Here is a 15692-nt window from a genome sequence, read left to right as displayed (position 1 = left end):
GAAGAACCTGAACCAGAAGACGCAGCATCTAGTGCAGTTGTGAAAGTAGTTGTAGGTATTACCGCACCTTCACTATTCGTCACAATCGTGATGACGGTTTCATTTAAATCATCAGCAATATTTGCTGCAGCTGCCACTTGGGTGGCTAGTGTAGTTACAATTGAATTTACGTAAGAGTCAAGGGTATTAGTAGTTTGTGAACCACTGTCCTTGTTGTTTGAAATTTCATCTTTCAGTGCTTTAGCCATACTTCTCGCTAAAGCTTGCGATACAACCCCTTTATTTGTGTTTATTGATGCATAGTCACCAGATATTGTTTCAACATCTAGTCCTAAGCTTCCGTCAGGATCTAATTTTTTTAACACCTCATCCATGGGAATATCATAAAGGTATGAAAGAGTAGTAAACGGGGTAACAACCGTTTTACCTGCAGAAGAGACCATTTCATAGTTTTCTGCAATTGCATCACTATAATCACTATCTCGGGTAATACCAGCGACAGCTCGAATAATAATAGGGTATGCCTTATTTACATTATCAAGAACGATTTGGCCATTAATATCAGTACTGCCAATCAGTTCATCGCTACCTGCAACGCCATCACCATTTCTGTCAACATAAACTTCTGCACTGGATAAATAGCCGTCGATAGCAGTAACAGTGAAGCTACTTGAGGAACTTGAACCAGAATCTGACGATCCACCGCCACCACAAGCTGTCAAAACCAAAGCCAATAAAGCTAAAACAAATATTCTCATCCTTGAAAAACGTCCTTTATTTATAACTTTTACTGAATGTATTGATGTACTTACTAAGAGAGGAATGGTCGGGGAAAAGAGTAGTGATCCATTACTAACTTATTTAGTAAGTGACAATATACAAAAACTAAAACCGCATCAAGATTTTTTATTACACCCTTATTACACCATCAATAAATTGCATATCTATGCGCTTTTATACTCCAAAACCTACAAAAGAGACCCCAATGAAACAAATGATGTCCCTCGGTGGCTTTGTGTTCTCACTCGGCCAAGGCACACCCTATACAGGCCTACAACGTATCAGCGATGGCGGTTGGCGTACCATCACCCGATACGGCCAAAAAACCATCAGCCAAAACACAGGCCAAAGCCTTGAGAATATCAGCCTCACAGGTACATGGTTTAAAGCCGAAGGGCTGGATAACCTTGCCAGCCTGCGCGCACTGCAAAACCAGCGAGAGCCACTCGTACTCGTAGATGGTTACGGCAACAATCTTGGCCTCTGGACGATAAAGCGCCTAAACGAAAAACAAGACCGCATCATAGACGATGGCACCCCCATCACCTTGTCATTCACCCTAGAGCTAGAGGAATACGCAGGTGAAAACATTACGTAGCCGAGAAGGCGACAGCATCAGCCTTATCCTCTGGATGGGCTTAAAGCGCACAGACGACGAAGCCGAGCGAGCGCTCTACAACCTAAACCCACACCTCATACAATACGGCCCCATCTTACCCGCAGGCTTACTCATCACCTTGCCAGCACTCTCCCTGCAGGCTCAAGAACAAACCCAAACAGACAGCGTGGTAAACCTATGGGATTAGGCTACAAACCAATTGTTCAAGTCACTAGCGAATCAAAGCAGCTTGCTAACATCATCAACTAACGCCTCATCTCATGGAAACGAACCGATGCACCAGGCATACAAACCGATCAAATCACCCTCGTTATCGACACTCAAGACCAAGACGGACTACCCAAAGAAGGCGCCATACTCAACTGGCACGAAGGCGTAGACGACACCCTAATAGACAGAGGGGCATTTAAAATCACCTGAATCACCCCCGTACTCTTCCCGCCCACCATGACAATCGTCGCCACCGCCGCCCCCTTTCAAGTCGAAGACAACACCCGCTTTAAAGAACGACAAACCAAAACCTTTGAGAACATCACCCTTGCCGATCTCTTTCGACAAGTTGTCACCGCCCACGGTTTTAGCCCCAGAGTCGCCCCCGAATATGAAAGCGAACTCATTGAGCACCTAGACCAAACAGATGTGGCCTTTCTGACAAGGCTCGCCAGAGAGCGAGACGCCATCGCAAAGCCGGTTAACGACTTATACGTCTTGGCCCCAAAAGGGCGAGAGAAAACCCTATCAGGCCAGCGCCTACCCACAGTCACTTTATCCATGCCGAGCAAGAACACACCCAGCGACAGCGGCTTTATCAACTGCCAACTAGAGCAATCAAGTCGATCTTCGGTAAATGGAATCAAAGCCAATTGGACCGACAGCGAAACAGGGGAGGAGCACACCATCAGCACAGGCAGTGCGCCTTTTAAAAAGCTGCGGCAAGCCCATTTGAACCAAGGCACTGCCATGAAAGCGGCCAAAGACGAGCTTTTAAAAACACAGCGTAAGCAAGGGTCTAAGCTCACCCTAGAGGTGCCAGGCAACATACCTGATTCTCAGGCGCTGGTTGTTGGGGCTCAGCTGATATTAGACGGGAGCTTCCCTGCGATTTTAGGCGGAGCGTGGCGAATAGAGTCCGTCACCGCCAGCGGGAATAAGCAAGGCTACAGAGTGTTGGTGAGGGCGCGTTTTTTATAAAGATTTAAGAGAAGATTAAAGCTTCGTTTTCTTAAAGGGTAACTGCTTACTCTGGATTAGTAACCATAAAGGTGGTTAGTATATTTATGTAGTGATAAGTACTTTGTTGATATCATATATAAATTTAATAGGGACTAGTAATGTTTGAAGTACAAACATTGGAAGACTTTTTAGGGTTAGCATGGATCTTATGTTTTACTGCTTCTTCGAGCGTTTTTATTTATTACACAATAAAAGTGAACAAATTTAGAAAGGATGTTAAGAGCAAGTTTAATGATCTATATGTTGAGACAACGCCAGAGAGCACTATTTTGTCATCAACAGATAATATGGTGTTTTTTTTATACATACACAAAAGAAAATATCGGTTAACAAATGATACTTCTCACATCGAACTGGGTGATCTTGTATTTAAGTTAGGCGTTGTTTATATATGTACTTTTTCTGCTCTTGCCTTTGTAACATTATATATAATACTGATGTGACTGTTTTACTCTTTAGTTCAAAAAGATAGCCAATTGGACCGACAGCGAAACAGGGGAGGAGCACACCATCAGAACAGGCAGTGCGCCCTTTAAGACGCTGCGGCAAGCCTATTTAACCCAAGCCACCGCCATGAAAGCGGCCAAAGACGAGTTCTTAAAAACACAGCGTAAGCAAGGGTCTAAGTTCACACATATCTAACAGAGAGTCTAATCGAGAGTGTTCCAAGAAACATACCTGATACTTAAGCGCTAGTCGTTGGCGCTCAGCTGATATTAGACGGGAGCTTCCCTGCGATTTTAGCTGGCTTTCCTAAAAGAGAATGGCGAATAGAGTCCGTCATCGCCAGCGGGAACAAGCAGGCTTATCTAGTTTAGAAAGTGAGTGTTGGTGAGGGCTAGTGTGATGAAATAATAAACAATTGTCAGTTTACCATATTTGAAATGTGGAGAAAGTGGCGTAAGATCATGAGCTTATATGCACACACAAGGATAGTGGTCTTTTAGAGAGACATCCTCGTGCTGCCAAGGAGAGAGGCTTTTTTCTATTTTCTTCTTAGTAGATGTTTTAAATTTAGGTTTATATTCGGAGAATATAGAGTGAAAGAAGTCGATCCAAATAAAATTTTTGCCGAAGTCGTTAAGCTGTTTTCAAAGCCCGTTTTTGATGGCGCTAAACTAGCAACTAAAGATATTTATGAAAAATTGAAAGTAAATATCGGTTTTTGCTTTTCAAAATACCTCGAACGTAATTATGTGAAATATTCAAAAACTAAAACTGTTTTATATCGAGGAGCGCCTGTAAATCTTAAAGATTTTTATATTAGAACTAATTTATCTGTTAATGATGTTGAAGTAGATGAGGCTGATTTTTTAAAGAAAATTGAAAAAAATAAAAAATTAATTGTTTCTGGTGCTGCTGGAACTGGAAAATCTACTTTTTGTAAAAGTTTATTTGTAGACTTAATTGAGAGTCCAAACGGAATATTTCCGATATTTATTGAATTAAGACATTTGAATAATAGGAAAAATATCAATTTAATAGATTATATAATTGAGACTATGATTTTAATAGATCCTAGTTTTTCTAAGTCTCAATTGGAGTATGCAATAAGGCTTGGTAAAGTTTTACTAATACTGGATGGTTTTGATGAACTTAATGGTGAATATAGGAGTGACTTTGAAAAAGAAATTGTTTCATTGTCAAATAGTTATCATAATATAATGATGATACTATCGAGTAGGCCAGATAGCCGCTTTGATTCTTGGGATGAGTTTTATAAATATAAAGTTTTACCATTGGATAAAGAAAAAGCAAAAAATTTAATTCATAAACTAGACTATGATAGGAAAGTTAAAAATTCATTTTTAACTTCTTTGGATGAAGAACTTTATGAAAAACACAAAAGTTTTGCCCAAAACCCACTATTACTAACTATGATGCTATTAACTTATGAGCAAATAGCAGAGATACCTAATAAAATTCACTTATTTTACGAACAAGCATTTCTAACATTGTTCAACAAGCATGATTCACTTAAAAGTTTATATAAAAGAAAATCTTTTTCAGGTTTACCACTAGATGACTTTAAAAGACTTCTTTCGAGTTTTTGTATACTTAGTTATTCAAAAAAATTATATTATTTTGAAGAAGAGGAGATACTTAAGTTTTTAGACGATGCGATAAAATTAAGCAGTGTTGATACATGTAGAAATAAATTTTTAGAAGACTTGTTAAATAGTGTATGTATTATGCAAAAAGATGGTCTAGGTTATACTTTTACTCATAGATCATTTCAAGAGTACTTTACTGCACTTTATTTAATAAATATGTCGAAAAAAAATAAATTTGATGTGTTTGAGAGGATTTCTGGATTAAATTTTTTCGATTCAGTTATGCACTTAGCATTTGATATGAACTCAGAGTTAATAGAACAAGAGTGGATTATTCCAAAAATAATAAAATCAAAAGATAAAGTTGAGAGTGATAAAAATGAAACTTCATCTGATTTCAATGTTATATCAAAAATGATTTCTTCTGTTTTTTTAATGGATGATGATTCTGTTAATCTTAGTTTTTCTCTAAGAGGTAGTATGCAAAGTGAATATTTGTTTATTAGGTTTGTTCACTCAATTTATGGTTCTGAATACTCTAGTTTTATAAGATTGAAAAATGGTGTTGATAAAGATTTGTCAAAAGAAAAAAATATAGAATTAGAGAATAAAATAATAAGGGAAATAAAGAAAACAAAAGAAAAAAGCATAGATTTAAAACTAAATAATCTAGGCTTGATAAGTGATGATTTAAAAGAGTGCCTTTCTACATATGGCTCTCTAAAAAGGATTTGTGCTAAATATTATTTTATGGATTATATTCTTTTGAAGTTAAATAAAAAATATGAAAGTAAAGAGGTTGAGTTGTCTGAGCTACTGTTATGTGACTAAATAATTCTTTCATTGACACCCAAACCCTCTTAGGTCTACCATTTAAATGCACTGGCAAAATCCAGTGCCGGGATTAGTACCCCGTTTATACAAAGGCGCACAAGTCGTCTGTTTTATGCATTACGGCTTTTTTTGTGCGTGAGCAACACCATTTATGGTGGGTTGTTCGGGGGGCCCTGTGCCCACCGTTTCTTTGTAGCGGCAGTACTAACCCGTTCAACCTGCCACCTTCAGATTAGTACCTTTTTGTGGCAGGAAGCCATATACAAAGGAGGCCACAGATGGCTATGCAATCCGAAATACAAGTAGAACACTTGAACTCAACCGAAATCCTTTCGCTACATTCTAATATCATCAACGAACAAACTTGCGATACCGTTAACGCACGTGATTTACATACCTTTTTAGAAGTTGGTCGCGACTTTTCAAATTGGATTAAGAATCGAATCAAACAGTATCAATTTGTTGAAAATGAAGACTTTATTTTGATTCGCCAAAACGGGCGAATCAAAAATCAGGGTGGTGATAGACGTTCTCTAAACTACTTCATCACCCTCGATATGGCGAAAGAACTCGCCATGGTAGAACGCAACGAAAAAGGCCGCGAAGCCCGTCGCTATTTTATAAACTGCGAACGCCAACTCAAAGCCACCAACTCGCAATCTCCAGAGTTAGGAAACCAAACCACACAGCACCCAGCGATCGACCCCGCCCAACATAGCCAAGCACTACAAACCAGCATGGTCACCCTAGAAGAGCAGGCCAAGTACCGAATGCTAAACGGCATGGTGAGAAGCTTGGAGTTCAAACAAGACACCTTAGTCATCCCAGCCATCGAGATGATCAACATGGTACGCGCCGTCCGAATGTACCAGAACCAAATCGCTAGGCTCCAAAGCCCAGACTGGGTAAACGACCAAATAGAAACAATCAAAACCTACACCAGCAGAAACTTCTGTGATTAGGTGAATAACTCAAAGAAGAGTCCACATATTCTGTACGCTGATTAGGTATAGGCTGTGGGCTTCTTCAATAAAAGCTGTAAAATCAGAGGCTAACAAACGCCAAGGAAGATGGCTATCCATCATTAATTTTTTAAATAGGTGTAAATAATTCAATATGGCATGTTCTTGTAAGCAATATTCAGACTACTTTGAGCCGCACCCTGATGAAGAGCTTTATGAAATTCTTAAGCCACTATCTCTATTAGATAAAAATATTGATTATGAGCTTTTTACTTGTATTCAATGCAAGCAGTTATATGTTGTTGAAAGAATGTCTCGTGGGCCACTAATTGTTAAAGTAAATTCAGTAAATGACTTTGCTGATTTTAAAGCGGTTGTCTATCGTAAACTGCTTTTTATTGAATATTATGGGGGTGAGTCTAATCGAGAATGCATTCAAGCTGGATGTAAAGAAAACTCACTCGTTGATATGTATTTTTGTGTTGAGCACGGTAATGATTGGGATATGTATTTATAACTCAAGCAAAGGAGTCCAGTGATAGTTTCTCATTTTCATGCCCAAGTAGAACACTAAACAGCATGGTCAGAAGCTTGGAGTTCAATCAAGACACCTTAGTCATCCCCGCCATCGGCTTTCTAATTCAGACAGGTAAACATGGTACGCGCCGTCCGAATGTACCAAAACCAAATCGCCAGGCTCCAAAGCCCAGACTGGGTAAACGACCAAATAGAAACCATCAAAACCTACACCAGCAGAAACTTCTGTGATTAGCTCCCACAAAGCCCACTAAACCAGTGGGCTTTTATCTTAAAGGTGTTTAAGATCAATCTGATAAAAATTAGAACTAGTTCTATCAAGGAAATTATATGGAATTCATACCTCGGCTATTAGCTAAAAGGTTTTCTTATTTTGAGTCTGTTTCAGGCTTTATACTTTGGCCGCTTTGGTTTGTTGTAATATTTGCAATGATGGTGTCTTTAGCTTTTGTTAATGAAGAGACTTCAGATACATTAGGGCCTTTTGTGATAGCTTTCTTTTTGATCTCATTAGCAGGCATTACCTCTGCAAGGCATTTTGCTAGAAAGGCATGGGTACCAACTAACCCTTTAATTGTTCAATTCACTTCGAAAGCTTGGTTTAATTCGATAATTTCAATTCTTGGATTAGTCTCGAATTGGAGTACTTTAGTTTTCGTACATGTACTATTAGCAATGACTGTTTTTTATATCACTGCACCAGTTATTGCTCCTTTATTTGAGTCTTAGCTGCTAGAGCTTCTCTAAAAGGAAGTAAGATCAAATCGCCATATCTAAAGGAAAGTCAAAGCCCAGACTGGGTAAGTACCCAAATACTCTTTATTGTTACAAGCATCAAAGCGCTCTCTAACTTAGACAAGTATTGATTAATTACTGTTGATTAATCGATTACCATACTATGCTTGCAAGTAATCCTCGTTACTATTGAAGTGCAGTGTGCTTTATAAGGTTTGAGTGTTACTAAATACTAAAAAATCTAATACCAACTCTAATAGATCGAATTCACCTTAAAAAATAAAATCTCACCTTGTTTTTTGTACGCATTATTGCGTTGGTTATAGGTGACATGGATGTTTTTACGTTTAGTTCAGTATTGTATTGTTTTTGGTATTTTGAGTGCCTGTTCTTCAGAAAATGATAGTTCAAGCAGCAGTGCGACAGATAGCACATCTTCTGGCGGTTCAACGGATTTGCCTCTAGATGATATTCCAACTGTAAAGATAGATAGCGTATTACCTGTTTATTCAAATTTAGATTTGAACTTAAATGCAGTTGTTGGAAACATTAAAAGTAATCAGTTTTCATATGAATGGAAGCAAACTGGAAAGATCGCTCCTCAAGCAAGCTTTAAGTCTGGTAAGAATGAGACTTCTACCACTATAACTCTGCCAAATTCTAATTATGAAATTAATCTGAGTTTTGCGTTAGACGTTATTCATAACAATAAAGTTGTTACGAGTGAAGAGGTGATTTTTACCTTGCTGCCTAACCCTAGAATTTCTGACTTAGGCAGAATGAAAGGCATCGGTTTGCAGCAATGTTTAGATGGGTACCTTCGAAGTGAGGGCTGGGTATATATGTCTGAGGTGACTACTTTGGATTGTGGCTTTAGAGCTTTAGATACTTTAGTAGGGATAGAGCAATTTCTTGAGCTTCGTACTTTTAGTGATGATTATGGTGACCCTCTTACAGACCATGATCTGTACATTTTAAGCCAATTACCTTCGTTAGAGTTTCTTGGGATAAGGGACCGTGAGGTAAATAATCTTGCATTAGTATCAAACTTTGACTCTCCTTTTTCAGCTTTAAAGACACTTGATTTAATTAATACAAGTTTAAGCGATTTAAAGTGGGTAACTTTGTACCCAAATTTAGAAGCCATCATGCTTGACGGTAATATGATTACTGATTTTAGCCCTTTGACGAGTTTAACAAATCTAGAAGAAGTTTGGCTTGGTGGACACAGTAGAAATGATCAGTTGGATTTTGCTGGCTATGATGTTTTAGAGAGCCTTAAACACTTAACTAAATTAACGCTTTACTATACTAAGAATACTGATATTCAGCGTATTAGCCGCTTAGAAAATATAACTGATTTAGCTCTTAATGGCACTGATGTAACAGATATTTCAAGCCTTGCTAATTTGAACAATTTAGAAAGCTTGCAGCTTTATTATGTTGATTCAAATTTTAGTAGTCAGGAACTAAAAAGCCTTAATACTGTGACTAAACTTGAGTTGTATGGCTCTGATATACCTTTGTCTGATATTTCAAAAATGTCACTTGAGACACTTTTTTTAGATACGATGAAATTGGATAACATTGATGATCTAAAAGGAATGGCGGGTTTAAAAAACTTAAAAATTTCCACTAACAACCTTAAAGATATTAGTGCTTTAGAATCGCTTGTAGGCCTTACTAAATTGAATTTGAAATACAACCAAATCGAGGATATCTCATCATTAGCTAAGTTATCTGATTTAGAAGAGTTAGATTTGAGCGACAATGAAGTTGAGGATATTAGCCCTTTATATTCATTACAAAAGTTGAAGACGCTGGATCTTAGCGGTCTTAATAAAATAACTTGCTATCAAATTAATGAGCTTATGGGCCAAACCCCTACTTTAGTGATAAAGGACACTACGAGCTGCTCTTAGTCTCTTTTGTTGTTTCACTGATGGCTTCTCCTTAATATAAAGCCGTCAGTGCAAGGTATTTTTGATTTACTCAAATACTAATGCAAACTAGAATAAAAATTCGGAATTGGGTTTTGCTATATGTGCTTAAGTGCTTGATTTGTAAGTGGAAATATTTCTATAAAAATTAAAATGAAATTCTCGAAAAAACTTTTGATTCATGACTTTATTCTAGCTCTGAACTGACTTTAACATGGATGAGGTCGGCTGTTCGAATCTGCATAATCTTACCGTTTAACTGTATGAATAACCTTCTAAATTGTTTCAAGAAGTAATGCTATAGCCGTTATTGGTTTTTGTGGCATCGATGAGTTTTTGGAAGGTTTTATCGTCTCCTAATATATTTCTTTTGATTGCGGTCCATGTTTCGTTATTCGGTCCACAGCGTCTAATCCATTCTTCTCTTTCTTCATGGGTGGGTATATAAATGCTAGCACCTAAGTCTTCGAAGCTATTTGTACAATTTGCTCTTATTTGACTGATGCTGCTTAAATGTTCTCTAAAGGTTTTTTCAGAAGCATCCTTGAGCACTAGTTTTAATTCTAAAGGTAAGCGGTTAAACCATTGTTGGCTTACTACTGCTATCCAACCGTCATATACACTTTGAATTTGTGAGATGTTCCCAACTTGATGGCGTAAACCACGAGGGCCATTATGTAGGCCAATCACACTGGGGTCTAATGCTTGAATCCGGCCATGTTTGGCCATGGCAGCAACGCTCACCCAGTCAACATCAACAGGTGATGCGCCAGCTAGTTCATAAAAGGTTTTGAGTGCCTTGCTATTAGGTATACGAAAGATGGTGCCTTTAACTTCGTCGGGCCGTCTGATGATTTTACCGTATTTCATCGTTGAGCTGGCCGTTCTTGAACCCGGTAAGTAATGAAATAAAACATCTAACTTCCCTTGAGATTTTACTCTATTAATAATGAGCTCTTTCCAAGTATTTGAAGTAATAAGGTTTAAGTAAGCTTGGTCTTTAGCGGACCAAAATGGAATATTAAGAATATCGAGCTCGGGGGCTGCGGGTGTTAAGTTTGAAACCGAGACTAATCCTGCTGAGATAGCACCTCTTGCCACTTTCGCCATTAGCTCATGACCTGTTCCTAAAATGCCTTTGTCTTTGATATCAACGTAGATTCTGCCAGAAGACATCTCTTCAATATTCTTTTTAAATTCAAGGTGCATATGAGGGCAGTATTTGTAGGCATCAGTTGCGTAGGGGGAAGCGTAAGTCATTATGTATTCAGCGGAGCTTCGAATTGCAATATCAGCTTCAGAGCTCGACTCAATGGCTGTCAGCAAAGGATGGTTTGTACATAATGCTGCGCATCCACTGCCTTTTATAAGCCTTGAAATCCAAAGGCGTCTAGTTTTATCCATTAGTCTCCCGTCAGGTGAATATATGCTTGTCTAGAGCTTAGTATAGACAAGCTAAATAGGTTTGCTTTATTACTTTAGAATAGAACTTCCTAATTGAGATTGTTTACGCATCTTTAGGTGTGGTTTTTTGTACCCGTATCAGAGACTTTCAGAAAGTCACGAGTGTGAACCGTTATAGCTAATCGTCCTAATTACTTCTAATTAGTTTTTATCTTTTTATATAAGTTACTTACTATCTGTTTATATAAAGTATTAACTATCCATTAATAGCTTATTTTTTTGTTGAAAATAATATGAATATAAACGAGTTGAATATTATAAAGCTAATTCTTAATTTTTAGCTTTATAAAGATTAAAAAATTTTAATCTTACCTTAATATTAAAAAAAGTTAATGTTCGACATTGATAGAGATAATTTGTAAAGTCTTTATTTTTCAAAGGGTTGTACCTTATCTAGTTCATTGTTTATTGCTTAGTTAAGTATTCTCTTTTCCTTTTAGATTACATTTTTTTAATAAAATTATTTAAAATCAGTATGTTAAGTTATCCAGGTGGTTTTGAAATGAACTCTGCTTCAATAAAATTTATTCTCTGGGTGCTTATGGTTTTTTCATCTTCTTATAATAAAACATCTAAACTGATGTTTTATACTGGGGCTTTTATAAGGCTATCCATGCCTTGCTACTTCTTTAAAAAAAGAAAGAAGCGTTTAATGACAATAAGTGATGCTAATACTCAAAAGGTTGAAAGGCGTATTCGTTATTATCTAAAACAAAATACACCTTTTATTACTCCTGATAATGCTAAGTTGATTGGTGATTTCAAAAAAGAAAAGCCGAGCGCTTATTATTACGACCTAAAGCAGTACCTTTATTATTTTTCGAGTGATCTGAAGTTTAATCATAGGTTTGGCGATGAGACGTATTTAGAAGATTATCCTTATATCGTTAAAGCTAGGCCTATTGAAGGGGATAATAAGCATGCCATTTTGATGAATCTAGATAAGCATAGGCATTTCCAGTTTGTTGATGATCCCTACTCATTTCGCCAGAAAAAAGACATGCTAGTTTGGCGCGGTGCCGCTTATCAAGAGCATCGTAGAGAGTTTATGAAGGCGTTTCATGATCATCCTAGATGCGAGATTGGGCAAACTAATAAACCAGCCGAGGATGTGGTTTGGCAGAAAGAAAAATTAACAATTGATGAACAGCTGCAATATAAGTTCATTCTATCTATAGAGGGCAATGATGTTGCGACTAGCTTGAAATGGAGCATGTCCTCTAACTCTCTTTGCTTCATGGTTAAGCCAAAATTTGAAACCTGGTTTATGGAAGGTACGTTAGTTTCTGGCGTGCATTATGTGGAGCTTAAAGAAGACTATTCAGATCTTGATGAAAAAATGGATTACTACCTTGCTCATCCTGAGCAGGCTGAAATGATCATAAAAAATGCCCATCAATTTATAGCGCAGTTTCAAAACCCTAAAGTGGAAGACGCTATTTCTATTTTACTTTTACAGCGCTATTTCGAATTATCTGGCCAGCTTTAGTGCTGAGTCAAAATTGATATTAGGTTTTAATTTTATGAATATTTATTGTATCCATGAACGCCTTGATAAGTATGAAAACCGAATGCTTAATATTCAAAGGCAGCTCTGTGAAATCGAAGATGAATATAATTTAAGTTGGGTCGATTCATTTCCTGCAAAAGACTTTAATCATGGTTGTTATACCCCATTTAATAATTTGCATTTATCTCGGAATAAAGCGGAGAAATCTTGCTTTTGGAAGCATTATGATGCGCTGAAAAGAATCTCGAATAGCGATACTCATGGTTTAGTGCTTGAGGATGATGCAGCTTTTAAATCTTCGATTGTGCGTGATTGTAAAACTTTATTAAACGCATTGGATGGAGAAGATAATTATTACATTAATATTGAATATTGCAGCTATGATGTGCCGATTTGGTATTTAAATAAAACCTTAGTGAAAATGAAAGGCACAAAAAGGGCGGCGGGTTATTTGGTGAGCCCTTTAGCGGCGAAAAAACTCTGTGGTGTGATAGAAGGTTATTTGGCTCGACAAGAAGCCTTTAATTATCCTGCTGACGCATTTGTGACTGCCTGTTGGGAGCAAGTCGAACTAAATATCTTCTGGTCTGTTAAGCCTTTAGTTTGGCAAGGCTCTAAGACTGGCCGGTTTGAAAGTGACTTGTCTTTGAGAAAAAGTACTAAACACTTTTTAGTGAATGAATTTGTTTTGTTTTACGTCATGCCTCTTATCAATAAGGTGAGAGCAAGTTTTAGAGCTAAGATTAAAAATAGAATTTTAGGTTGGGTGTAACAGGTTTCCTTTAATTTTTAGGCTCTATCACATTTTTATTGACATAGGACTAAGGACGCTGCGAACAAGTCGTCCCACCTCAGTGTGTGGATAAGCCTCTAGATTTATGGCTGGGGTCGCAATTTAATCGCTATTCTATTGATAAGCTCCTTCCTAATTTTCTTGCTCTGGTAAGTTAGTCCTAATAAAGGTTATATAAATAATATAAGCAAGAAAGTTTTTAGAGTGAGCTTACCCTCATTAATTTAGGGAATAAATTTTTCTTTAGTATAAGTATACTGCACCAGACGCACTGGCATTATTGTTCGTTTTTTCTCCATTAATGCCTATCGCATTGCTGTCTTCTAAATAGGCTCCGACAGCTAAAATTGATCCATCTGCTGCTAGAGAGACAGCTTCTCCAAACTTGTCACCTTTATCTGTATTGCTTGCTTTTAAATAAGCTTGTTGACTCCAAACAGTGCCATTTCGCACAAAGGTATAAACCGCACCAGACTTGTTCTGAGAGTTATCATTTTGATCTCCATTTAACCCTTCTGTATTGCCGCTTTCACTGATAGCCGAAACAGCTAAAATATTTCCATCTGAAGAAATGTCTAGGTGATAACCAAATTGATCGTCTGTTTGGGTGTTACTGGCTTTTATATAGGCTTCTTGTTCCCAGTTATTACTCATGTCCTTTGTGAAAATATAGACAGCACCAGAGTAAAGTGCATTTTTATTCGTTTGGTCGCCATTAACGCCTATTGAATCACTATCTTCATAAGGTGAGCTAACCGCGAGTGTACTAGCGTCTGCTGAAAGTGCTAAATGATCTCCAAAAAGGTTGATCTTATCTTTAAAGCTTGCTTTTAAATATGCTTGTTGTGTCCATAAAGCATTAGTATCTCTTGAGAAAATATAAACGGCACCTGATCCATCTGTAGAATTATCCATTTGGTCACCATTAATGCCTGTTGAGCCACTGTCTTCGTCTAAAGCGCCAACAGCTAGTAAGTTCCCATCGCTAGATAGTGACACACTGCTCCCAAATAAATCACCTGATCCAGTATTGCTTGATTTTATGTAAGCTTGCTGACTCCAGATATCATTTGAGCCACGTGTAAAGACAAAAACAGCACCAGAATCAGAGCTTGTATTATCGGTCTGTATGTTATTAATACCTGTTGAACTGCTGTCTTCGGAAGAGGCACTAACAGTTAACGTACTTCCATCAGAAGACAGTTTAAGGTTCTCACCAAAATAGTCTTCGCTGTCTGTATTACTGGCTTTTATATAAGCTTGTTGGCTCCATACGTTGTTATTATCTCGTGAGTAAAGATAGACGGCACCTGAATCTATAGCAGCATTATTTATTTGGTCGCCATTTATGCCTGTTGAACTGCTATCTTCTAAAACGGCGCCAACAGCGAGTGTATTACCGTCACTTGTTAGGCTTACGCTAAAACCAAAAAAATCTCCTGCTTCAGCATTACTGGCTTTTAAATAAGCGTGTTGAGTCCAATCGCCAGATGAACTTTTATCAAAGATATAGACGGCTCCAGCGTTGTTTGCCGTATTATCTGTCTGGTCTCCATTTATATCTGTGCTGCTACTATTTTCTGCATAAGCCCCAACAGCTAATGTCGACCCATCACCTGATAGAGATAGGCTTTTGCCAAAATTGTCGTCGTTATCAGTATTACTTGCTTTTACATAACCAATGCTGTCAGTTAAGGCGTTATTAACCGATAGTGTGTCAGAATCAATACACTCACTTGCGTTACAACTTTGTAAAATATATTGGGCATTTATTCTTGAATAGAGTGGTACTAAGTGGCTATAGCTTAGTGTATTACTTGAAATGTCAGTACCTACTTGGATAAAGCCAGAGTTAGAGTCTTTATTTTCTAATAGCTTGTAGTGAGTTGCTCCACTTTGAGCTTGCCAGCTAAAGTCAAAACTTTTAATGGAAGAGAAGCCTAAAGTGAAGCTCGATCCTGAAACATTATTATTTGTTTCTGAGCTGCCTCCACAAGCAGTTAGTATAAAAGTCATAGCAATGAATATGGCTTTTCTCATCCTTGAAAAACATCCTTTAAAAAATTAACAATCAATTTAGGAGAGAGTGAGGCAAAAATGCTGTCGTTCATTACTCACTCTCAATTGGCAAAAGAGATTATTAATAAATTAAATTGCTATCAATAAAAATAATGACAAATAAGCCCCTATATCTTTTCTGTTTATATCAAAAGATTCAAAATTTATAGTTT

The 15692-nt window shown here is 37.4% G+C and carries 14 protein-coding genes; 10 read left to right on the top strand and 4 right to left on the bottom strand.

The genetic code is table 11. The features are described 5' to 3' along the window. A partial coding sequence (locus tag TW85_RS19945) for a hypothetical protein (protein WP_202904892.1) occupies positions 1–758 on the bottom strand: 758 nt, incomplete at its 3' end. 227 nt (positions 759–985) lie between these two features. Between TW85_RS19945 and TW85_RS19940 the strand changes: the two genes are divergently transcribed. Together TW85_RS19940 and TW85_RS19935 are read left to right on the top strand one after the other, a co-directional pair. Continuing rightward, positions 986–1378: a phage tail protein gene (locus tag TW85_RS19940; RefSeq protein WP_046018906.1), complete on the top strand. Its 393-nt coding sequence runs from the start codon at positions 986–988 to the stop codon at positions 1376–1378. Then, positions 1362–1586: a tail protein X gene (locus TW85_RS19935; protein WP_046018905.1), complete on the top strand. Its 225-nt coding sequence runs from the start codon at positions 1362–1364 to the stop codon at positions 1584–1586. The genes TW85_RS19940 and TW85_RS19935 overlap by 17 nt, the downstream gene beginning before the upstream one ends. 133 nt (positions 1587–1719) lie before the next feature. Here the strand turns inward: TW85_RS19935 and TW85_RS26530 are convergent, their stop codons facing one another. Further along, positions 1720–1863 (bottom strand): hypothetical protein, encoded by a 144-nt coding sequence (locus tag TW85_RS26530; protein ID WP_238326269.1) that lies wholly within the window; start codon positions 1861–1863, stop codon positions 1720–1722. A gap of 175 nt (positions 1864–2038) precedes the next feature. Between TW85_RS26530 and TW85_RS26525 the strand changes: the two genes are divergently transcribed. The 6 genes from TW85_RS26525 (at position 2039) to TW85_RS19900 (ending at position 9676) form a co-directional block, all read left to right on the top strand. Further along, positions 2039–2590 carry a hypothetical protein gene (locus tag TW85_RS26525; RefSeq protein WP_238326268.1) on the top strand — a complete coding sequence of 184 codons (552 nt, stop codon included), beginning with the start codon at positions 2039–2041 and terminating at the stop codon, positions 2588–2590. A 1082-nt stretch (positions 2591–3672) separates the two neighbouring features. Then, entirely contained in the window at positions 3673–5517 is a 1845-nt protein-coding gene (locus TW85_RS19920; RefSeq protein WP_046018903.1) for an NACHT domain-containing protein, read from the top strand. A gap of 281 nt (positions 5518–5798) precedes the next feature. Then, positions 5799–6482 (top strand): antA/AntB antirepressor family protein, encoded by a 684-nt coding sequence (locus tag TW85_RS25665; protein WP_052702325.1) that lies wholly within the window; start codon positions 5799–5801, stop codon positions 6480–6482. Between the two features lie 154 nt (positions 6483–6636). Beyond that, a complete protein-coding gene (locus TW85_RS19910) occupies positions 6637–6999 on the top strand; it encodes a hypothetical protein (RefSeq protein ID WP_046018902.1) in 363 nt (120 codons plus the stop codon). 350 nt (positions 7000–7349) lie between these two features. Then, entirely contained in the window at positions 7350–7748 is a 399-nt protein-coding gene (locus TW85_RS19905) for a hypothetical protein (RefSeq protein WP_046018901.1), read from the top strand. A 341-nt stretch (positions 7749–8089) separates the two neighbouring features. Further along, positions 8090–9676: a leucine-rich repeat domain-containing protein gene (locus TW85_RS19900; protein ID WP_046018900.1), complete on the top strand. Its 1587-nt coding sequence runs from the start codon at positions 8090–8092 to the stop codon at positions 9674–9676. A gap of 303 nt (positions 9677–9979) precedes the next feature. Here the strand turns inward: TW85_RS19900 and dctP are convergent, their stop codons facing one another. Then, positions 9980–11098, bottom strand: coding sequence for a TRAP transporter substrate-binding protein DctP (dctP, locus tag TW85_RS19895; protein WP_046018899.1), 1119 nt, complete (start codon positions 11096–11098; stop codon positions 9980–9982). Between the two features lie 712 nt (positions 11099–11810). Between dctP and TW85_RS19890 the strand changes: the two genes are divergently transcribed. Then, positions 11811–12647 carry a glycosyl transferase family 90 gene (locus tag TW85_RS19890; RefSeq protein WP_202904891.1) on the top strand — a complete coding sequence of 279 codons (837 nt, stop codon included), beginning with the start codon at positions 11811–11813 and terminating at the stop codon, positions 12645–12647. Positions 12648–12681: 34 nt separating this feature from the next. Further along, positions 12682–13440, top strand: a complete 759-nt coding sequence (locus TW85_RS19885; RefSeq protein WP_046018898.1) for a hypothetical protein — start codon at positions 12682–12684, stop codon at positions 13438–13440. Positions 13441–13704: 264 nt separating this feature from the next. Here the strand turns inward: TW85_RS19885 and TW85_RS19880 are convergent, their stop codons facing one another. Continuing rightward, positions 13705–15501, bottom strand: coding sequence for an FG-GAP repeat protein (locus tag TW85_RS19880; protein WP_052702324.1), 1797 nt, complete (start codon positions 15499–15501; stop codon positions 13705–13707). Between the last annotated feature and the right edge of the window lie 191 nt (positions 15502–15692).

The sequence above is a fragment of the Marinomonas sp. S3726 genome, from assembly GCF_000967665.1.
GTDB lineage: Bacteria > Pseudomonadota > Gammaproteobacteria > Pseudomonadales > Marinomonadaceae > Marinomonas.
This window is presented reverse-complemented; position numbering and strand designations above follow the sequence as displayed.